General features: G+C 70.4%; 16 protein-coding genes. 11 read left to right on the plus strand and 5 right to left on the minus strand.

Going from position 1 to position 20414, the window contains the following annotated elements:
- Positions 1-86: 86 nt before the first annotated feature.
- Positions 87-869, plus strand: coding sequence for a GNAT family N-acetyltransferase (locus ACWC21_RS26135; protein ID WP_450885259.1), 783 nt, complete (start codon positions 87-89; stop codon positions 867-869).
- A gap of 170 nt (positions 870-1039) precedes the next feature.
- A complete protein-coding gene (locus tag ACWC21_RS26140; RefSeq protein WP_450885260.1) occupies positions 1040-3022 on the plus strand; it encodes an ATP-dependent DNA helicase in 1983 nt (660 codons plus the stop codon).
- A 161-nt stretch (positions 3023-3183) separates the two neighbouring features.
- Here ACWC21_RS26140 and lexA read toward each other — a convergent pair whose 3' ends face one another.
- Complete coding sequence (gene lexA / locus ACWC21_RS26145) at positions 3184-3963, minus strand: transcriptional repressor LexA (RefSeq protein WP_235460597.1); 780 nt, start codon at positions 3961-3963, stop codon at positions 3184-3186.
- Between the two features lie 504 nt (positions 3964-4467).
- On the opposite strand from lexA, the gene nrdR reads away from it, so the two are divergent.
- Together nrdR and ACWC21_RS26155 are read left to right on the plus strand one after the other, a co-directional pair.
- On the plus strand, positions 4468-5013 hold the full coding sequence (nrdR, locus tag ACWC21_RS26150; protein WP_450885261.1) for a transcriptional regulator NrdR: 546 nt from the start codon (positions 4468-4470) through the stop codon (positions 5011-5013).
- Positions 5014-5177: 164 nt separating this feature from the next.
- Positions 5178-8075, plus strand: a complete 2898-nt coding sequence (locus ACWC21_RS26155) for a vitamin B12-dependent ribonucleotide reductase (RefSeq protein WP_450885262.1) — start codon at positions 5178-5180, stop codon at positions 8073-8075.
- A gap of 101 nt (positions 8076-8176) precedes the next feature.
- On the opposite strand, the gene ACWC21_RS26160 is transcribed toward ACWC21_RS26155, so the two are convergent.
- A complete protein-coding gene (locus tag ACWC21_RS26160; RefSeq protein WP_450885263.1) occupies positions 8177-8710 on the minus strand; it encodes a TerD family protein in 534 nt (177 codons plus the stop codon).
- A 152-nt stretch (positions 8711-8862) separates the two neighbouring features.
- Here ACWC21_RS26160 and ACWC21_RS26165 point away from each other — a divergent pair, with 152 nt between their 5' ends.
- The 3 genes from ACWC21_RS26165 (at position 8863) to ACWC21_RS26175 (ending at position 11165) form a co-directional block, all read left to right on the plus strand.
- Entirely contained in the window at positions 8863-9468 is a 606-nt protein-coding gene (locus ACWC21_RS26165) for a YdbC family protein (RefSeq protein WP_450885264.1), read from the plus strand.
- A 119-nt stretch (positions 9469-9587) separates the two neighbouring features.
- Positions 9588-10247, plus strand: coding sequence for a histidine phosphatase family protein (locus ACWC21_RS26170; RefSeq protein ID WP_450885265.1), 660 nt, complete (start codon positions 9588-9590; stop codon positions 10245-10247).
- Positions 10248-10259: 12 nt separating this feature from the next.
- On the plus strand, positions 10260-11165 hold the full coding sequence (locus tag ACWC21_RS26175; protein WP_450885266.1) for an ADP-ribosylglycohydrolase family protein: 906 nt from the start codon (positions 10260-10262) through the stop codon (positions 11163-11165).
- Positions 11166-11428: 263 nt separating this feature from the next.
- Here ACWC21_RS26175 and ACWC21_RS26180 read toward each other — a convergent pair whose 3' ends face one another.
- Positions 11429-12976, minus strand: coding sequence for an MFS transporter (locus ACWC21_RS26180; RefSeq protein WP_450885267.1), 1548 nt, complete (start codon positions 12974-12976; stop codon positions 11429-11431).
- 183 nt (positions 12977-13159) lie between these two features.
- Between ACWC21_RS26180 and ACWC21_RS26185 the strand changes: the two genes are divergently transcribed.
- The 3 genes from ACWC21_RS26185 to ACWC21_RS26195 all read left to right on the plus strand — a co-directional run bounded on the left by ACWC21_RS26185 (position 13160) and on the right by ACWC21_RS26195 (position 15270).
- Positions 13160-13783, plus strand: a complete 624-nt coding sequence (locus tag ACWC21_RS26185) for a TetR/AcrR family transcriptional regulator (RefSeq protein WP_450885268.1) — start codon at positions 13160-13162, stop codon at positions 13781-13783.
- A gap of 81 nt (positions 13784-13864) precedes the next feature.
- A complete protein-coding gene (locus ACWC21_RS26190) occupies positions 13865-14566 on the plus strand; it encodes a ribonuclease HII (RefSeq protein ID WP_450885269.1) in 702 nt (233 codons plus the stop codon).
- A gap of 68 nt (positions 14567-14634) precedes the next feature.
- The gene (locus tag ACWC21_RS26195) at positions 14635-15270 is read left to right on the plus strand and encodes a hypothetical protein (RefSeq protein WP_450885270.1); all 636 of its coding nucleotides are present in this window, start codon (positions 14635-14637) and stop codon (positions 15268-15270) included.
- A 345-nt stretch (positions 15271-15615) separates the two neighbouring features.
- Here ACWC21_RS26195 and ACWC21_RS26200 read toward each other — a convergent pair whose 3' ends face one another.
- Both ACWC21_RS26200 and ACWC21_RS26205 read right to left on the minus strand, forming a co-directional pair.
- Positions 15616-16236, minus strand: a complete 621-nt coding sequence (locus tag ACWC21_RS26200) for a hypothetical protein (protein ID WP_450885271.1) — start codon at positions 16234-16236, stop codon at positions 15616-15618.
- 226 nt (positions 16237-16462) lie between these two features.
- On the minus strand, positions 16463-18628 hold the full coding sequence (locus tag ACWC21_RS26205; protein WP_450885272.1) for a RecQ family ATP-dependent DNA helicase: 2166 nt from the start codon (positions 18626-18628) through the stop codon (positions 16463-16465).
- 140 nt (positions 18629-18768) lie between these two features.
- Between ACWC21_RS26205 and ACWC21_RS26210 the strand changes: the two genes are divergently transcribed.
- A complete protein-coding gene (locus ACWC21_RS26210; protein WP_450885273.1) occupies positions 18769-20262 on the plus strand; it encodes a DUF4192 family protein in 1494 nt (497 codons plus the stop codon).
- Positions 20263-20414 lie beyond the last annotated feature (152 nt).

Here is a 20414-nt window from a genome sequence, read left to right on the forward strand (position 1 = left end):
GTCCCCACAGCTCCGACAGCACGACGACACCGACCCCATCCACCTCCGAGGGACATGCCCCACCCCGCCTCCTGAGAGGAGCGCCCGTGCCTCCCGCCGACGCGAGCACCGACGCCGACCGTGTCCCCACCTCCCCGGACGGCCCCGAGCCGGCCGGGGACGGCGAGGACACACTGGACCTGCGGCTGCCCGACGAACTCCTCGCCCTCTTCGCCGCGGAGGCCACCGGCACCCGGGAGACCGCCGATCCCGTACCCGGCCACCGGGAAGGCACGGGCCGGCGGATCCGGCCCGCCGACGACCTCCTCGACGGCATCCAGGACTGGGGTCCGACCGCTACGCCCATGGGCACCTTCCAGCTGCGACCGGTCCGCATCGAGCGCGACCTGCCGCTCATCAGCCGCTGGATGAACGACCCGGCCGTCTCCGCGTTCTGGGGGCTGGCCGGCCCCCCGTCACGAACCGAGGACCACCTGCGAGCCCAACTGGACGGCGACGGACGCAGCGTCCCGTGCCTCGGCGTGCTCGACGGCACCCCGATGAGCTACTGGGAGGTGTACCGGGCCGACCTGGACCAACTGGCCCGCCACTACCCGGCCCGCCCGCACGACACCGGGCTCCACCTGCTCGTCGGAGCCGTCGCCGACCGTGGGCGCGGACACGGCTCGGCCCTGCTCAGAGCAGTGGCCAACCTGGTCCTGGACCACCGCCCGGCCTGCGCTCGCGTCGTCGCTGAACCCGATCTTCGCAACACCCCCTCCGTGGCTGCCTTCCTGCGCGCGGGTTTCCGGTTCGGTGCCGAGGTCGACCTGCCCGCCAAGCGGGCCGCCCTCATGATCCGGGACCGATCCCTGCGCCATCTGATGTAGCACTCCGTAACGACGTCGTCACTCATGGAACGAAGGTCGAACCGGCCCGGTTCCCAGCCGCCGGACGAATGGGAAAAAATCTTGATCCCGCCCCGCGCCCCCGTGGTCCCAGCCCTGGTTCCGCAGTTGATCCGCCGTTTGTCAGTGCCTGGCCGTAGGGTTGACGCGCTATGACTAAGCCCTCTCTCCCCGAACTCCTGCATGCCGCCGTCACAGCCGTCGGCGGTACGGAGCGCCCCGGCCAGGTCACGATGGCCGAAGCGGTCGCCGAGGCGATCGACGACGGATCCCACCTGCTGGTCCAGGCCGGCACCGGCACCGGAAAGTCGCTCGGCTACCTCGTGCCCGCGCTCGCGCACGGGGAGCGCGTCGTCGTGGCGACCGCTACTCTCGCCCTGCAGCGCCAACTGGTGGAGCGCGACCTGCCGCGCACGGTCGAGGCCCTGCACCCGCTGCTGCGCCGCCGCCCGGAGTTCGCCATGCTCAAGGGCCGGTCGAACTACCTGTGCCTGCACCGTCTGCACGAGGGCATGCCGCAGGACGAGGAGGAGGGCCTGTTCGACCAGTTCGAGACCGCGGCCCCCACCAGCAAGCTGGGTCAGGACCTGCTGCGGCTGCGTGACTGGGCGGACGAGACCGAGACCGGTGACCGCGACGACCTCACACCCGGTGTCTCGGACCGGGCCTGGTCGCAGGTGTCGGTGTCCTCCCGGGAGTGCCTGGGCGCCTCGAAGTGCGCGTACGGCGCCGAGTGTTTCGCCGAGATGGCCCGCGAGCACGCCAAGCTCGCCGAGGTCGTCGTCACCAACCACGCCCTGCTCGCCATCGACGCCATCGAGGGCGCGCCGGTGCTTCCCCAGCACGAGGTGCTGATCGTGGACGAGGCACACGAGCTGGTCTCGCGGGTCACCGGTGTGGCCACCGGCGAGCTCACGCCCGGACAGGTCAACCGTGCCGTGCGCCGTGCCGCGAAACTGGTCAACGAGAAGGCCGCCGACCAGCTGCAGACCGCGGCGGAGGGCTTCGAGCGGCTGATGGAGCTGGCCCTCCCGGGCCGGCTGGAGGAGATCCCGGAGGACCTGGGCTACGCCCTGATGGCCCTGCGGGACGCGGCCCGCACGGTCATCTCGGCGATCGGCACCACCCGTGACAAGTCGGTGCAGGACGAGGACGCGGTCCGCAAGCAGGCCCTCGCCTCCGTGGAGACGGTGCACGACGTGGCGGAGCGGATCGTGAACGGATCCGAGTGGGACGTCGTCTGGTACGAGCGCCACGACAGGTTCGGCGCCTCGCTGCGCGTCGCCCCCATGTCCGTCTCGGGCCTCCTGCGGGAGAAGCTCTTCGCGGACCGCTCCGTCGTCCTGACCTCGGCCACGCTCAAGCTTGGCGGTGACTTCAACGGTGTCGGGGCTTCGCTGGGGCTCGCCCCCGAGGGTACGGGAACGGATGACGAGGACGTCCCGCAGTGGAAGGGCGTCGACGTCGGCTCGCCGTTCGACTACCCCAAACAGGGCATCCTGTACGTCGCCAAGCATCTGGCCCGCCCGGCCCGCGACGGAGATCGTGCCGACATGCTGGATGAGCTGACCGAACTCATCCAGGCGGCCGGCGGTCGCACGCTCGGCCTGTTCTCCTCTATGCGGGCGGCCCAGCTCGCCGCGGAGGAGCTGCGCTCCCGCATCCCGGAGTTCCCGATCCTGCTCCAGGGTGAGGAGACCCTGGGCGAACTGATCAAGAACTTCGCGGCGGACCCCGGCACCTGTCTGTTCGGCACGCTGTCGCTGTGGCAGGGCGTCGACGTCCCCGGCCCCAGTTGCCAGCTGGTCGTGATGGACAAGATCCCGTTCCCGCGCCCCGACGACCCGCTGATGAGCGCCCGCCAGAAGGCGGTGGAGGACGCCGGCGGCAACGGTTTCATGGCGGTCGCCGCGACCCATGCCGCGCTCCTGATGGCACAGGGCGCCGGCCGTCTGGTGCGGGCGTCGGGGGACCGGGGCGTGGTGGCCGTACTGGATCAGCGGCTGGCCACGGCACGGTACGGCAGTTATCTCAAGGCGTCACTGCCCGACTTCTGGTACACCACGGACCGTAACCAGGTCCGCAAGTCGCTCGCGGCCATCGACGCGGCGGCCAAGCAGGCGGAAGAAAAGTGATCGAGTGATCGGGGGGCCGCCCCAGGTGCGGGAGCGGCCCCCCCCGTCATATGCAGAGCTGCCCGGTATGCGGCTCGGCACAGTACAGGGCCCCGGAACCGGCGCAGGGGTTCCGGGGCCCGGTCAGTGGACGGACCGTCTCGGGCCGTCCGCCGCGGTGGTCACACGCGCCGCAGCACCGCGACGACCTTGCCCAGGATGGTCGCGTCGTCGCCGGGGATCGGCTCGTAGGCCGAGTTGTGGGGCAGGAGCCAGACGTGGCCGTCCTCGCGCTTGAAGCGCTTGACGGTGGCTTCCCCGTCGAGCATGGCGGCCACGATGTCGCCGTTCTCGGCGACCGGCTGGCGGCGGACGGTGACCCAGTCGCCGTCGCAGATCGCGGCCTCGATCATGGAGTCGCCGACGACCTTGAGGACGAAGAGCTCACCGTCACCGACCAGCTGGCGGGGGAGCGGGAAGACGTCCTCGACCGACTCCTCGGCGAGGATCGGGCCACCGGCGGCGATACGGCCGACCAGCGGGACGTAGGATGCGGCCGGCTTGCCGGCGGTGTCGGTGGGCTGCACCGTGACCGCCTGGTCGGAGCCGCGTACTTCGTACGCGCGCGGGCGGTGCGGGTCACGGCGCAGGAAGCCCTTGCGCTCCAGCGCCATCAGCTGGTGCGCGACGGAGGACGTGCTGGAGAGTCCGACGGCCTGGCCGATCTCCCGCATGGACGGCGGGTAGCCCCGCCGCTGCACGGAGTCCCGGATGACCTCGATCACCCGGCGCTGTCGGTCGGTGAGTCCGGAGCTGTCCGCCCGGATGCCTGGAGGTCGGCCCGGCAGGGATCGCTTGTGTCCCTCGGGATTCGTGGCTTCGTTCATCGCGTGCACCGGCTCGAGTCGGCCCTGGGAGCGGTCCTGGGCGGTGATGGTGGCGCTGTCTGCGGTGGTGGTCACGTCGGCCCCTCTCGATGGTCTCCCTGCTGGACAACGGTAGTTGCTTTCGAAAGGTTGCGCCAAACACACGTTCGAGTGAAAAAACGCCGTTCACCGGACGTTGTCGTGTGTGTGGGTGTATGGCTAACGCGACACCTGGCGGACAAAAAGGCTCATTGTTGTACTCTTCACCGCCGGGGTGGCGACCTCGTGGGCTGCGACCCAGTCTGCCATCCGGAATCCGGTCGACCGGGTTGCCGGACCCCTTCTGCGTCGGAGTCCTACGTGACCTCCGTGCGGCGCCCACGCTATCTCCGTATCCGCATCAGCGGTACGTCTGCGACACGCGCGCGTGTTGGTGTATGGGCCAAGCCCCACATGTAGTGGTTGGATTGCTACAGCTGCCCACAAGTTGTGGTCCCCCGGGTCGGCGATGCTCCGGTGATCCCCTATGCTTGTGGCTGCTCCGAGGGACCCATGAGGTCTCCGGGGCTGTTGAGTCTGCTGTGAGGAGGGTTGGAGATCATGCACTGCCCCTTCTGCAGGCACCCCGACAGCCGCGTGGTCGACAGTCGTACGACCGACGACGGCACGTCGATCCGCAGGCGCCGCCAGTGTCCCGACTGCTCCCGTCGTTTCACGACCGTGGAGACCTGCTCGCTCATGGTGGTCAAGCGGTCCGGAGTCACCGAGCCTTTCAGTCGTACCAAGGTCATCAACGGCGTGCGCAAGGCATGCCAGGGAAGGCCTGTCACCGAGGACGCACTCGCACAGCTCGGCCAGCGGGTCGAGGAGGCGGTGCGGGCCACCGGAAGCGCCGAGCTGACCACCCACGACGTGGGGCTGGCCATACTCGGCCCGTTGCAGGAGCTCGACCTCGTCGCCTATCTGCGATTCGCCTCCGTCTACCGGGCATTCGACTCGCTCGAGGACTTCGAGGCCGCCATCGCGGAACTCAGGGAGGGGTCGCGAGGCCCTGCCGACGACGACGCGGGAGCGGGGAGCAAGGAAGACGACCGCGGGCCCGGAGGGACTTCGCAGGTCCCCGTGCCCGCCCACGCCGCCGACTGACCGGCGGGCCGGAACGGGGCGGAGACACCGGTTCCGGCGGGACGGCGGCGACCAGAGGCCTGTTGCGGGCGGCAACGTGAGGGTGCCCGCAGCACAAGACAGAACACCGTGTCACGGGAACATCGTGGCACTTCAGGGCGTTTTCGCCCGTACAGGGAGGCGGCATGACAGAGACGGCGAGCGGTCCGGCACGAGGTTCCCGGTCCAAGGGTGCCAAGGCCACCAAGGGCCTGCGCATCGAGCGCATCCACACCACCCCCGGCGTGCACCCGTACGACGAGGTGAGCTGGGAGCGCCGTGACGTCGTCATGACCAACTGGCGCGACGGCTCGGTCAATTTCGAGCAGCGCGGCGTCGAGTTCCCCGACTTCTGGTCGGTGAACGCGGTCAACATCGTCACCAGCAAGTACTTCCGCGGTGCCGTCGGCACCCCGCAGCGCGAGGTCAGCCTCAAGCAGCTGATCGACCGCATCGTGAAGACGTACCGGAAGGCCGGCGAGGACCACAAGTACTTCGCCTCGCCCGCCGACGCCGAGATCTTCGAGCACGAGCTGGCGTACGCCCTCCTGCACCAGATCTTCAGCTTCAACAGCCCCGTCTGGTTCAACGTCGGCACCCCGCAGCCCCAGCAGGTGTCCGCCTGCTTCATCCTGTCCGTCGACGACTCCATGGAGTCGATCCTCGACTGGTACAAGGAAGAGGGCATGATCTTCAAGGGCGGCTCCGGTGCCGGCCTGAACCTCTCCCGGATCCGCTCCTCCAAGGAACTGCTCTCCTCCGGCGGCAACGCCTCCGGCCCCGTCTCCTTCATGCGCGGCGCCGACGCCTCCGCCGGCACCATCAAGTCCGGTGGTGCCACCCGCCGCGCCGCCAAGATGGTCATCCTGGACGTCGACCACCCCGACGTCGAGGACTTCATCGAGACCAAGGTCAAGGAGGAGGAGAAGATCCGCGCCCTGCGCGACGCGGGCTTCGACATGGACCTCGGTGGCGACGACATCGCCTCGGTCCAGTACCAGAACGCCAACAACTCGGTCCGCGTGAACAACGAGTTCATGAAGGCGGTCGAGCAGGGCGGCAAATTCGGCCTGCGCGCGCGCATGACCGGCGAGGTCATCGAGGAGGTCGACGCCAAGGCCCTCTTCCGGAAGATGGCCGAGGCCGCCTGGGCCTGCGCCGACCCGGGCATCCAGTACGACGACACGATCAACCACTGGCACACCTGCCCGGAGTCCGGCCGTATCAACGGCTCGAACCCCTGCAGCGAGTACATGCACCTGGACAACACGTCCTGCAACCTCGCCTCGCTGAACCTGATGAAGTTCCTCAAGGACGACGGCAAGGGCAACCAGTCCTTCGAGGTCGAGCGCTTCGCCAAGGTCGTCGAGCTCGTCATCACGGCAATGGACATCTCCATCTGCTTCGCCGACTTCCCGACCCAGAAGATCGGCGAGAACACGCGCGCGTTCCGCCAGCTCGGCATCGGCTACGCCAACCTCGGCGCCCTGCTGATGGCGACCGGCCACGCCTACGACTCCGACGGCGGCCGCGCGCTGGCGGGTGCGGTCACCTCCCTCATGACCGGCACCGCGTACAAGCGCTCCGCCGAGCTCGCCGCGGTCGTCGGCCCGTACGACGGCTACGCCCGCAACTCCGACGCGCACAAGCGCGTCATGACGCAGCACGCCGACGCCAACGCCGTGGCCGTCCGCATGGACGACCTGGACACCCCGGTCTGGGCCGCCGCCACGGAGGCCTGGCAGGACGTCCTGCGCCTCGGCGAGCAGAACGGTTTCCGTAACTCCCAGGCGTCCGTCATCGCCCCGACCGGCACCATCGGTCTGGCGATGTCCTGCGACACCACCGGCCTCGAGCCCGACCTCGCTCTGGTCAAGTTCAAGAAGCTGGTCGGCGGCGGCTCGATGCAGATCGTGAACGGCACCGTCCCGCAGGCCCTGCGCCGCCTGGGCTACCAGGAGGAGCAGATCGAGGCGATCGTCGCCCACATCGCCGAGCACGGCAACGTGGTCGACGCCCCGGGCCTGCGGCCCGAGCACTACGAGGTGTTCGACTGCGCCATGGGCGAGCGTTCCATCTCCGCGATGGGCCACGTCCGCATGATGGCCGCGATCCAGCCGTGGATCTCGGGCGCCCTCTCCAAGACGGTCAACCTCCCCGAGAGCGCCACCGTCGAGGACGTCGAGGAGGTCTACTTCGAGGCGTGGAAGATGGGCATCAAGGCCCTCGCCATCTACCGCGACAACTGCAAGGTCGGCCAGCCGCTCTCCGCCAAGACCAAGGACAAGGAGAAGTCCGCGACCGACGCCGTCGCGGACAAGGCCGAGGCCGCCATCCGCGAGACGGTCGAGAAGATCGTCGAGTACCGCCCGGTCCGCAAGCGCCTCCCCAAGGGCCGTCCCGGCATCACCACCTCCTTCACCGTCGGTGGCGCCGAGGGTTACATGACCGCCAACTCCTACCCGGACGACGGTCTCGGCGAGGTCTTCCTGAAGATGTCGAAGCAGGGCTCCACCCTCGCGGGCATGATGGACGCCTTCTCCATCGCGGTCTCGGTGGGCCTGCAGTACGGCGTGCCTCTGGAGACCTACGTCTCGAAGTTCACCAACATGCGCTTCGAGCCGGCCGGCATGACGGACGACCCGGACGTGCGGATGGCGCAGTCGATCGTCGACTACATCTTCCGCCGCCTGGCGCTGGACTTCCTGCCCTTCGAGACCCGCTCCGCGCTCGGCATCCACTCCGCCGAGGAGCGCCAGCGCCACCTCGAGACGGGCTCCTACGAGCCCTCCGACGAGGAGGTCGACGTCGAGGGCCTGGCGCAGTCGGCGCCGCGCGCCCAGGAGCTGAAGGCCGTCGCCGCGCCGAAGGCCGAGGCGGCCAAGCCCGCCCCGAAGCAGGCCCACACCAGCGCCGAGCTGGTGGAGATGCAGCTGGGCATCCAGGCCGACGCCCCGCTGTGCTTCTCCTGCGGCACGAAGATGCAGCGGGCCGGCTCCTGCTACATCTGCGAGGGCTGCGGTTCGACCAGCGGCTGCAGCTGATGACGGGCAGTGCCTGAGGTAAGGGGCGCCGGCCATGGGCCGGCGCCCCTTACCTCTTGCCGAATGTGACCAGCCCGTGGCCTGCGCCTACGGACCGGGCGTCAGGGCTGGTGCAACCGGCCCATGGACCTGGTGAAGGTCGCGGGGTCGTCCTCGAAGCCGCGCAGGCCGGGACGGAAGTTCCAGCTGCCGGACTCGTCGTGGGTGAACTCCGCGACCGCCGCCGCCGTGGCCCCGAGCACCGAGCCGAAGTCGTCCTCGGCCAGGACGTTGTAGCCCTCCCGGATGCGTACCGCGGGATTCAGGACGCCGGCGAAGGTCCGGTCCACCAGGCGCTGCTGGATGACCACACCGACGACCACGCGCGCGTACCGGCTGTCGAGGCGGTCGAGTTCGAGGGTCATCACCTCGTCCCAGCCGAAGCCCTTGCCGTCGGTGCTGTCCCGGTTGAGATAGATGGTGCCGTCGGGGGACCGGCTGTCGAAGTGCACCACATAGGCCGGAGTGCCGTACGGGTCGCCCGCGGCGAACGTCGCGGCGACGATGTCGAGATCGGTGGGCGGCTCGCCCGCCGGACTCGGGTCCCACTTGAGCGCGACCTCGACCTTGCGGATCCCCTTGCTGAAGCCGGTCACCGGGCGTCCCCTTCCCCCTGGAGGCCTCACTGCCTCAACTTCTGGGCAACGACAGATCGTTGTCCATCGTGCCATGGGCGTGGGGGCGCGTGCGCGGTCGATCTCCGCCGGAGCGTGACCGGCGCCACGCCAGGTGGCCTTACCATGGCGCGGTGCTGGTCAAGTGGATTCGCTGCACCGTGGTGGACCGCCGCGGCTTCGAGCGGGGGCAGCGGAAGTGGGCGGGGCTTCTCGGGGAGCCGGGGTTTCGGGGGCAGGGCGGAGGGTGGAGCCGGCAGCGGCCGGGCGTGGCGCACATCTTCGCCTTCTGGGAGAGCCGTGCCTTCTACGACTCCTTCATGGCCCGCTCCCACGACCGGCTGGCGGCGGGGCAGTCGGGCACGTTCAAGGACATCCAGGTCAAGCTGTTCGAGTACCGCTTCGACGTGAAGACCGGCTTCGAACCCCGGTTCACCGACACAGACCTGATCCGCGTGGCCCTCTGCCGGATCCACGAGGAGCGCGTCGAGCACTTCACCCTCATGCAGGAGAAGGTCTGGAACCCGGCGATGGCCGGCTCACCCGGCATGATCCGCGGTATGTTCGGTGAGGCGCCGGGGCAGGAGTTCCTGGTGCTGTCGATGTGGCGGTCGGCCGCCGAGCACGGCAAGTACCGGACCGAGCGGGTGGAACGCCTGGCCCTGCGCGCACAGACCGAGGCGGACGTCGCGGCCCTCACCGGTGACATAGTGGAACTGGAGCCGAGCTGGACGGTGTGACATCCGGAACGGCGAATTCCGCGCCCTTGGGGGCTCTGCGGTGCAGGATTCGTGTGACCTACGCCGTATGGAGCCCGTACGGGTGCTCGAGCGGCTCTCATTGGATCTAGGGTTTCGGCATGGCACGACCACGGCGCATCGTCCTTGTCCGCCACGGGGAGTCAACGGGCAATGTTGATGACTCCGTGTACGAGCGGGAACCCGACCACGCTCTGGCACTGACCGAGCGGGGCAGGCAGCAGGCGGAGGAGACCGGCAAGACACTCCGCGAGGTCTTCGGACGTGAACGCGTGAGTGTGTACGTGTCCCCGTACCGGCGTACGCACGAGACGCTCCGCGCCTTCCACCTCGACCCGGACCTCATACGTGTGCGCGAGGAGCCCCGGCTGCGCGAGCAGGACTGGGGAAACTGGCAGGACCGTGACGACGTGCGCCTCCAGAAGGCCTACCGGGACGCCTACGGGCACTTCTTCTTCCGCTTCCCCCAGGGAGAGTCCGGTGCCGACGTGTACGACCGGGTCGGCGGCTTCCTCGAGAGCCTGTTCCGCAGCTTCGAGGACCCGGACCATCCGCCGAACGTGCTGCTGGTGACCCACGGCCTGGCGATGCGCCTGTTCTGCATGCGCTGGTTCCACTGGACCGTCGCGGAGTTCGAGTCGCTGTCCAACCCCGGGAACGCCGAGATGCGCATGCTCGTTCTGGGGAACGACGGCAGGTACACCCTCGACCGGCCCTTCGATCGCTGGCGGGAACCGGTGCCCTACTGGATCAACGGCTAGAGTGACAGGGCGATGACCGCTGACTCCTCTCCCTCCGCGCGCCTGGAGCGAGCCCTGACCAGCCTGCGTGGGCTTGCGGTGGGGGACGCGCTGGGCTCGCAGTTCTTCGTTCCGGCGCACTACCCCCTGCTGAAGCGTCGCGAGCTGCCCGCCGGTCCGTGGCAGTGGACCGACGACACGGAGATGGCCTGCTCGGTCGTCGCTGTGCTGGCTGCCCACCACCGCGTCGACCAGGACGCGCTGGCCCACTCCTTCGCCCACCATCACGACTTCGACCGGGGCTACGGCCCGGCGGTCAACCGGCTGCTGCGGCTCGTCCGCGAGGGGGAGGACTGGCGGGCGCTGGCCGCCGGACTCTTCAAGGGGCAGGGCTCGTGGGGCAACGGGGCGGCGATGCGGATCGCGCCCCTGGGAGCCTGGTACGCGGGCGACCCGGAGCAGGCCGGTCACCAGGCGGAGATCTCCGCATACCCCACGCACCAGCACCGCGAGGCCGTGGTGGGTGCGATGGCCGTCGCCGCGGCCGCCGCACTGGTCGCGGCCCCGGACGGGCCGCCCAGCCCCGGGGAACTCCTCGACTCGGTGGTCGCCCTCGTCCCGAAGAGTGCGGTCGGTGCGGGCCTGCGGCGCGCTCGGGACATGCTCGACTACGACGACGCGGCCACTGTCGCGGCCGTGCTGGGCTGCGGGCGGCGCACGAGTGCCCATGACACGGTGCCCTTCGCCCTCTGGTCGGCCGCGCGGGCTCTCGGTGACTACGAGACGGCGTTCTGGACGACCGCCCAGGTGGGTGGTGACGTGGACACCACCTGCGCCATCGTCGGTGGCGTCCTCGCGGCCGGGAAGGCGGGGACTCCGCCCGCCGAGTGGGTGGACCGGACGGAGTCGCTGCCGGACTGGCTGCGCACGACCGCGTGACGCCTGCCGCGCCGGAGCCGCCCGGCGTCACGAACGCTGCGACTACTGCGAACACTGCGTGCTCGATGGGAACTGTGCGTAACCGCCACGCGTTGTCCTGACAGTGGCCGTGCGACGCGGAGGGCGCGCGGTCGTCGAGTCGCGGTGTCGTCTGGTGTGGGGGTGGAGGCGTGACGAACGTGCGGATGGCCGGCCGGGCGCCCTTGCCGTCGGCCCCCGGGGCTCGGTCCGGCCATCCGCGGCCCTGTGCCGGGCCGGTCGCCTCAGCCGGTGCCCGGACCCGCCGTGCCGGCGAGGGCTTCGAGGTCGCTCTTGCGTACCTTGATCACCAGACCGGCGGTGGCCAGGGCGAGTACGGCCATCGCGGCGGCGGGGATGAACGCGGTCGAGATCCCGTGGGCCAGCACCTCGTGTCCCCAAGGCGCGGGCAGCTGGTGCGTCTTGGCGAAATCGGCTTTCTGTGCGGGCGTGCCGTCGGCGAGGAACTTCGGCAGCTGTTTCTTCGCCTCGTCCTTGGCGGCGGAACCGAACACCGTGGTCAGGATCGACAGCCCCAGCGAACCGCCCACCTGCTGCATGGCGTTGAGCAGCCCGGATGCCGCGCCCGCTTCGTGCTGGGCGACACCGGAGACCGCCGTGACCGTCGCCGTCACGAAGTTCAGTCCCATCCCGAATCCGAACACCAGCATCGGTCCCAGGACTCCGCCGAGGTAGGAGCTGTCGGGGCTGATGAACGTCTGCCAGACGAGCCCGATCACCACGAGGGTCGAGCCTGCCGCCATGAAGGGCTTGGGGCCGAGAGAGGGCAGGAAGCGCTGCGACAGCCCCGCGCCGACGGCGATCGCGACCGTGACGGGGAGGAAGGCCACACCGGCCTTGATCGGGCTGTAGCCCAGCACGTTCTGGACGAACAGGACGATGTAGAAGAACATGCCGAACATGGCCGCGGCCAGGCTCAGCATGATCACGTACGTGCCAGAGCGGTTGCGGTCGGTGAACATCCTCAGCGGGGTGATCGGCTCCTTGGCCCGCCTCTCGGTGAACGTGAAGGCCAGCAGCAGGACCACGGCGGCACCGAAGGATCCGAGGGTCAGACTGTCCCGCCAGCCCTCCTCGGCTGCCCGGATGAAGCCGTACACGAGCGTCGCCATACCGGCCGTGGAGGTCAGCGCACCGGCGATGTCGAAGCGCCCGGGATGCCGTTCGGACTCGTTGATGTAGAGCGGTGCGAGAAACGCGATCAACACGCCGATCGGCACGTTGACGAAGAGCACCCAGCGCCAGTCCAGCCACTCGGTGAGCATGCCGCCCGCGAGCAGGCCGATGGCGCCGCCACCCGCGGAGACGGCGGCGAACACACCGAACGCCCGGTTCCGTTCGGGGCCTTCGGGGAACGTGGTGGTGATGAGCGCCAGCGAAGTGGGCGACGCGATCGCGCCGCCCATGCCTTGCAGTGCCCGTGCCGCGAGCAGCTGCCACGGTTCCTGTGCGAGGCCGCCGAGCAGCGATGCGAAGGTGAACAGCAGGATGCCGGTCATGAAGACCCGGCGGCGGCCGAGGATGTCGCCGGCGCGCGCGCCGAGCAGCAGCAGACCGCCGAAGGTGAGCGTGTAGGCGCTGACCACCCATGTCAGGTCCGTCGTGCTGAACTTGAGCGCGTCTTGAATGTGCGGAAGAGCGATGTTCACAATCGTCGCGTCGAGTACCACCATGAGCTGGCAGGCCGCGATGACGGTGAGCGCGATGCCGGGACGCCCCTCCCGGCGGGCCGTCTTCGGTTTGTCGTCCGTGATCAGTTGAGAGGTTGTCACCTTGAGTCCCCCACAAAGCCATTAGTGAACGATCGCGTTCACTGTCGCGTCCACGGTAGTGACTCCCCGATAAGGAACGCAAGCGTTCACTTGACTTGTAGCCGCGTCGCGTTCCCCTCGCTGCCGTGCGGCGCCCTTCCTCGTTGCCTGTGTCCCCGCTCCCCGCTCACTGGAGAAACTCGGATGGTTACCTCGCGCTGGACGGCCGCTCCGCCTCGCACGGCCTCTCCCCGCCGGCGCGGCGCCGTACTCGAACGCGCGATCCTCGACGCCGCGCTGGAACAGCTCAGTACGGTCGGCTGGAACGGCCTCACGATGGAGGGGGTCGCCGCTGTCGCGCAGACCGGCAAGGCGGCGGTCTACCGTCGCTGGCCGTCCAAGGAGGACCTGGTCGTGGACGCGCTGCGGGCCGGACTGCCGCGGCTCGAAGAGGCTCCCGACACGGGGAGCGTGCGCGAAGACCTCCTCGAGCTGTGCTTCCAGGCCCGCCGGGCCATGTTCTCCCGTCCCGGCTTCGCGCTGCGCGCCATCATTCACGAATGCGATCCCGCGCAGGCTGAACGCTTCCATGAAGTGATCTTCGGTGTGGTGATCGAGCCTACCCTCAGATTGCTGCGCGACGTCATCTCCCGCGGTATAGAGCGAGGTGAGGTGCGTCCGGACGCGGCTAACGGCTATGTCTTCGACGCCATTCCGGCGATGATGATGTACCGATCAAAGGTTGGCGGAAGCGAATGGAGCGACCGAGATCTGGAGGAGATGATCGACCAGCTGATGATTCCGCTGCTTCGGCCGCACGGTTGCTGATCCGTCGGTGCGGCGACCCTGGCGCGGCTTGGGCCACCGGGGTGTCGCGCAGGGATCCCGGCGGCGTACCCTAAGGGCGCCATGCCGTACGAACCACCAACTCACACTGTCGAGCGCTCACTCCGCGCCACGACCGGAGCCAAGGTCATTGCCGGTGTCGATGAGGTGGGGCGCGGCGCGTGGGCCGGACCTGTGACCGTCTGCGCGGCGATCACCGGCCTCCGCCGTCCGCCCGCGGGCCTCACCGACTCCAAGCTGCTGACCGTCAGGCGGCGCACGGAACTCGCCGAGGCGCTGCGGCAGTGGGTGACGTCCTACTCCCTGGGGCACGCATCCCCGCAGGAGATCGACGATCTGGGGATGACGGCCGCGTTGCGGCTCGCCGCGGTCCGTGCCCTGGAAGCCCTGCCCGTCCGTCCCGAAGCCGTGATCCTCGACGGGAAGCACGACTATCTCGGCATGCCCTGGATGGTACGCACCGTGATCAAGGGTGACCGGTCGTGCGTGGCGGTGGCGGCGGCGTCGGTGATCGCCAAGGTTCAGCGCGACAAAATGATGGCCGAACTGGGTATCGACCATGCAGACTTCGGTTTTGCGGACAACGCCGGGTATCCGTCGCCAGTCCACAAGGCCGCGCTGGCGGAGCGGGGCCCCACCCCGTACCACCGGTTGTCATGGGCGTATCTTGATGCGCTGCCCCAGTGGCGGCACCTCAAGAAGGCCCGCAGCTGGGCGGACGGAAGCGTTCCGGAAATCGAGGGTCAGCTCGGCTTCGATTTCTGACGATTCCGCTCGCACTGATGTGCCACCCGGTCGCGCAAGCCGCACCAACGTTTGATAAATAACAGCTCATGCCTCTCATTCCCGAGGAGCCTCAGATTCACGAGAGTGCCCAGGGTCCCCGCGCCACTCCGGCCAGTGGCCGTACCGCGCCGACCCCCCGTCCCGTACCCGGCCCCCGCCCCGCGGCCCCGTCGCGTCCCGGTCGTCCCGGCCCTCTCCGGCCCGCGCCCCCGGTGCAACGCACGCCGCGTGACACGGCCACTGCCAAGCCGGGCCCTGCGGGCCCGGCCGCTGCCGCCGCCACCGCGGCTGTGACCCCGCAGATCCAGCTGATCCCCGCTTCCGCCGACGGCGCCCTCGACGCCGCCGAGGAAGCGGTCGACCTGCTCCTGGAATCGGGTCGTGCCCCTGGTGACGTGCTGGTGATCACCACTGGCGAACCGCACCCGTGGGCGGCCCACGAGCTGTCCTTCGGTGAAGCCTCCTACTGGGCGCAGCACGACGCGGGCGACGACGTCTTCTACACCGACGCCGCCGCGGTCTCCCGCGCCGCAGCTCGCCCTGTGGTCGTCGTCGCCGTCAACGGCGGCTCCGACGTCGCCGCCGCCGAGGCTCTTCCGCTCGCCCACACGCGGGCGAGCGCCCTGCTGATCGTCTGCGGTGACCCGCAGCAGATCAACTCGGTGCTGGGCGCGGGCGTCTGACCGCGTCCGGCACCGCCCCGGGGTGCCTTGGCTGACAGTAGTGCCGCCGCCGCGGCACGGGGCCGGTGCGGTCTTCGGCGTGCCCGCACAACGGACGGGGACGCGCAGCTCCGGCTGGGCGTCCCGGGGACCGGGTGGTCGCCCTGAACGGCCGTTCCGCCTGCCGCTACCCCTGTGTGCCGCGGCGCGGGGCGGCCTCGCGCGCCGGGCCGCCGCGCTCGGCGACCCCTCCGCGGTCGTCGTACGCCGCCCCGGCGCCGCACCGGACCAGCGCCTGGCGAACAGGCGCCTGCCGTGCGTCGCAGGGGCGCGTAACGATCTGCTTGGTGGCCGTACCGGCCGCTGTCAGCGGGCCGCCGCCCGGCGCAGAACGTCCGAGACGGCGCCACCGGTGCGGGGCAGTGGGGGCGGGGCGTCCGAAGTGGCGAAGGGCTCCGGTGCCGAGTCCGCGCTCGGACGGCGGCCACCGCGGCCTTCGCCGAGCACCTGCCAGCCGTCCCGGGTCAGCGTGATGTACGCCCCGCAGCGCAGTCCGTGCAGGGTGCAGGCGTCGCGCAGTCCCCACATCCACGCGCCGTCCTCCTCCGTCCAACGCGCGTCGCCCTCACGGCAGTAGAGCAGCACGGCGGTGCGTACCGGGGTACGGCGCCGCAGATCGTGCGGAATGACGCGGCGGAGCTGGGCCAGCAGCGCGTTGCGGAACATCCAGCCGTCGGCGGGGGCCGGGCGACGGGTGAACGAGGCGCTCGCGCACAGCCGATCGTCCGGGTCCAGGACGGCCACGATCGCGGTGGCCGGTCTGGGACGGTGCCGGGCGTGCAGCCCGCTGACCACCTCGCGAGGGTTGCGCAGCAGCGGGATTCCGGCGGCGGCCCATTCCGCGGGCTCGAGCAGTCGGCTGGCGGAAGCGGCGGACGCGGACGTCGACAGCGATGCCGCCGAGGACGGAGCGAATCCGAAGGTCACGTTCCTCCCTTCGGCTACGCGCCCATACTGACGGGCGGGGTCGGATTTCGGGGAGCGCGCACCGCAGCAAAGCCCAACCGGATCACGAGCGAGCCGTGCGGGGAGCGGACCTCAATTCTTCCTGTCGAACTTGGATGCGGCAACGAGCAATTGGGGCAGGCGACTGTTATCTGGTGGTGCGTGGCTTATATCCCTACCCACTGCCTCTCCGGTGACACGGGGGAGGTCACCCTTGGACGGCGAGGACCAGCGGCAACACCCCCTGTGCACCCGATTTCCTGAGCAGCCGGGCCGCGACCGCCAGGGTCCAGCCCGTCTCGGTGTAGTCGTCGACGAGGAGGACGGGGCCCGGAGCCTCCGCGAGGGCCGAGGCGAGCTCCGACGGCACGGTCAGGGTGCCGTCCAGGGTCTTGAGGCGTTGCGCGCTGTTGCTGCGGGAGGCTCGCGGCACGTCACCCGCGTACTCCACGGAGCCGAGCAGGGGCAGCCGGCCGATCTCCGCGATGCGGGCGCCCAGGGAGTGGATCAGCCGTGGCCGGGTGCCAGAGGCGACGGTGACGACCCCCACCGGACGGTCCTGCGGGTCGGACGCACCGGGGGCCCAGCCGCCGGGCCCCTTGGCCCAGTCGGTCAGCACGCCCACGACGGCTCGCGCCACGTCGTCCGGCACGGGCGCGTCGGCCGCCCCGGGGGCGAACATCGGCCGCAGCCGGTTGCCCCAGCCGATGTCCGACAGACGCCCAAGGGCTCGCCCGGGGGCGGCCTGTTCCCCGGCCGGGATACGGCCCTTGAGGTCGATGCCGATCGCCGGGAGCCCCGTAGGCCACATCCGGCGGGGTTCCACCTCCACGCCCGCCCGGCCGAGATCGACACGCGCGGCGTCCAGCGCGGCCGTTGACGCCCGAGCACTGAAGCGCGCGCCCGCGCAGTTGTCGCAGCGGCCGCATGCCTTGGCGCCCTCGTCGTCCAGTTGACGCTGCAGGAACTCCATCCGGCACCCCGTGGTGGTGGCGTAGTCGCGCATGGCCTGCTGCTCGGCCTTCCGCTGGCGTGCCACCCAGTCGTACCGCTCGGAGTCGTACGTCCACGGTCGGCCGGTGGCGATCCAGCCGCCCTTGACGCGCTGGACCGCGCCGTCCACGTCGAGGACCTTCAGCATCGTCTCCAGCCTGGAGCGGCGCAGTTCCACCAGGGGCTCCAGGGCGGGCAGCGACATCGGGCCGTCGGCGCGGGCGAGCACGTCGAGGGTGCGGCGCACCAGGTCCTCGGAGGGGAAGGCGAGCGACGCGAAGTACTCCCAGATCGCCTCGTCCTCCTTCCCGGGCAGGAGGAGCACCTCGGCATGCTCGACGCCGCGGCCCGCTCGGCCGACCTGCTGGTAGTAGGCGATGGGGGAGGAGGGTGAGCCCAGGTGGACGACGAACCCGAGGTCGGGCTTGTCGAAGCCCATGCCGAGTGCCGACGTCGCGACGAGTGCCTTGACCCGGTTGGCGAGCAGGTCCTCCTCGGCCTGCTGCCGATCGGCGTTCTCCGTCCTGCCGGTGTACGAGGCGACGGCGTGCCCGCGCTGCCGGAGGAAGGCGGTGACCTCCTCGGCGGCGGCCACGGTGAGCGTGTAGACGATCCCGGAGCCTGGCAGGTCGTCGAGGTGGTCGGCGAGCCACGCCATGCGGTGGGCGGCGTCGGGCAGCGCGAGGACGTTCAGGGTGAGGCTCTCCCGGTCCAGAGGGCCCCGCAGTACCAGGGCGTCCGAGGAACCCCCGGTGCCGAGCTGCTCCGCGACGTCCGCGGTGACGCGTGCGTTGGCCGTGGCGGTGGTGGCGAGCACGGGGACACCCGGCGGGAGGTCGGCGAGCATGGTCCGCAGCCGGCGGTAGTCCGGACGGAAGTCGTGGCCCCAGTCGGAGATGCAGTGAGCCTCGTCCACGACGAGGAGCCCGGTCTCGGCGGCCAGTTTGGGCAGGACCCGGTCTCGGAAGTCGGGGTTGTTGAGTCGCTCCGGGCTGACCAGCAGGACGTCGACCTCTCCCGCGGCGATCTCGGCCTGGACGGTGTCCCAGTCCTCGGTGTTCGAGGAGTTGATCGTCCGGGCGTGGACGCCGGCCCGGGCCGCTGCTTCCACCTGGTTGCGCATCAGCGCCAGCAGCGGCGAGACGATCACGGTGGGGCCGCTGCCGCGGGCCCGCAGCAGGGAGGTCGCCACGAAATAGACCGCGGACTTGCCCCATCCCGTGCGCTGCACGACCAGGGCCCGGCGCCGGTCGGCGACCAGTGCCTCGATCGCCCGCCACTGGTCCTCACGCAGTCGGGCGGTGCCTGTGGCGTCCCCGACGAGGCGGGCGAGGACGGTGTCGGCCTGAGTCCGGAGATCCGCGTTGCTCGTGTGGTCCATGCGTTCCATACAACAGGACGGCACTGACAGACGGGCCGGCCGAGGCGCCCGGATCGGCACGTGCACACCCTTGGCGTGTCCCTGCTCGGACTTATCCACAGGCCGAAGCGGGATTTCGTGATCCGCGAGATCGTCGTCGCATGACGAACCACAGTGAAACGACCGGACCCTCCGAAAACGGAGACATCGCCGCATCGGGGGCGCTGGGCGCAGGCATCGCCCATGACGGCCAGGTCACCCTGCGCACCCCCGCCGAGCTGGCTGATGCCCTCCCCTATCTGCTCGGCTACCGCCCCGAGGACAGCATCGTCCTGGTCGCTCTCCACGACCGCGACGGCCGCGGCAGGTTCGGCGGACGGGCCCGGCTCGGCATCCCCGCGGGTCCGGACGACTGGGCCGCGGCCGCCCGGCAGTTGGCCCACGGCCTGGTGACCGGCAGCGAGCGCAGAGGCGCCCGCCCGGAGCAGATGGTGGCCTACGTCTGCCAGGAACCTGGAAAGGGAGAGTCGGGCAGCGAGGTCATGGAGCGTCTCCGTCCGCTCGCCCAGCTGCTGCGCACCGAGTGCGGCAGCCTCGACGTACCGGTGATCGAGGCGCTGTGCATCTCCGGCGGCCGCTTCTGGTCGTACTGCTGCCCCAACCAGGACTGTTGCCCTGCGGAAGGGATGCCGATGGGCCTGCCCGGCACCTCCGTGCTGGCGGCCGCGGCCACCTACGCCGGAATCCAGGTACGCGGCACGCTCGGCGAGATGCATGCGCGGCTGCTGCCCTGGCAGACCGGGGCCGTGCTGGAGCAGGAGATCGTGCTGGACGCCGCGGGCATGTCTCTGGTGCCCCGGATCCTCGACGACGCGACCCGGGCGGACGTGGCGGAGGAAACCCTCGATCTCGCCGAACGGATCATGAAGCGGTTCGCCGCGGCACCTTCCGTGTCCGGCGCGCACCAGGCGGACCGCCGCGACGACGAACTGCTCGCTCACGACGAGGCCGCGGCGCTGATCCTCGGCCTGCAGGACCGCACGACCCGCGACCGCGCCGCCGCGTGGATGGAAGGCGACGACGCCGGTCCCGCCCTGCGTCTCTGGCGTGCTCTGGCCCGCCGCTGCGTAGGGCCCTACGGCGAGCACGCCGCCGCACCCCTCACCCTGGCCGGCTGGGTCGCATGGTCCACGGGCGACGACCTCGAGGCCCGCGAGGCCCTGGCCATGGCGCTCGGCGCGGATCCGGACTATCTCTTCGCCCGGCTCCTGCACCAGGCGTGCAACGAGGGCCTGGACCCGGAGTCGATCCGCCGCTGTCTGCGCGCCCAACGCGCGGGACATGCGCGACCGGACGACACGCCCGAGGCCGTCACGGAGAACGACGTCACCACGGGCGGCCGGGGCACGCCGGAGACGGGAGGCCACCGACGCCATCGCCCCCGTCCGGGAGAGGGTGCCACGCGCCCGCGCCCCGCCCCGGGATCGCCGGAGGCCGAGAGGACTCCTCCCGCCGCTCCGGGCCACTCACGCCCCCGCCCGTCGAAGCCGGGACGCACACGCACGCGAGCGGCGGGCAAGAGGGGGGCCCGGACGGGCGGTACCGCACCGGAACGCACACCGTCAGCGCGCGACGACGCGGAAGGGGACCGGTGAACCCGCATCGGGCCGGACTGGGAGGCCGAGCGGGACTGGGCGGACGACTCATCAAGACCGGCTGGAGGCGGCGGCCGTCCGCTAGCCGGCGCGCCCGTCGGCCGGCCCGCAGCGCCCGGGCGGACTCCGGTGGCCTCGCGCTCTTTCGCCGG

The sequence above is a fragment of the Streptomyces sp. NPDC001348 genome, from assembly GCF_053597535.1.

Excerpts from the sequence above, each read along its gene's own strand:
- ACWC21_RS26140 (WP_450885260.1), top strand. The coding sequence starts at position 1,040 with ATGACTAAGCCCTCTCTCCCCGAACTCCTGCATGCCGCCGTCACAGCC.
- nrdR (WP_450885261.1), top strand. The coding sequence starts at position 4,468 with ATGCACTGCCCCTTCTGCAGGCACCCCGACAGCCGCGTGGTCGACAGT.
- ACWC21_RS26155 (WP_450885262.1), top strand. The coding sequence starts at position 5,178 with ATGACAGAGACGGCGAGCGGTCCGGCACGAGGTTCCCGGTCCAAGGGT.
- ACWC21_RS26170 (WP_450885265.1), top strand. The coding sequence starts at position 9,588 with ATGGCACGACCACGGCGCATCGTCCTTGTCCGCCACGGGGAGTCAACG.
- ACWC21_RS26175 (WP_450885266.1), top strand. The coding sequence starts at position 10,260 with ATGACCGCTGACTCCTCTCCCTCCGCGCGCCTGGAGCGAGCCCTGACC.
- ACWC21_RS26185 (WP_450885268.1), top strand. The coding sequence starts at position 13,160 with ATGGTTACCTCGCGCTGGACGGCCGCTCCGCCTCGCACGGCCTCTCCC.
- ACWC21_RS26190 (WP_450885269.1), top strand. The coding sequence starts at position 13,865 with ATGCCGTACGAACCACCAACTCACACTGTCGAGCGCTCACTCCGCGCC.
- ACWC21_RS26195 (WP_450885270.1), top strand. The coding sequence starts at position 14,635 with ATGCCTCTCATTCCCGAGGAGCCTCAGATTCACGAGAGTGCCCAGGGT.
- ACWC21_RS26205 (WP_450885272.1), bottom strand. The coding sequence starts at position 18,628 with ATGGACCACACGAGCAACGCGGATCTCCGGACTCAGGCCGACACCGTC.
- ACWC21_RS26210 (WP_450885273.1), top strand. The coding sequence starts at position 18,769 with ATGACGAACCACAGTGAAACGACCGGACCCTCCGAAAACGGAGACATC.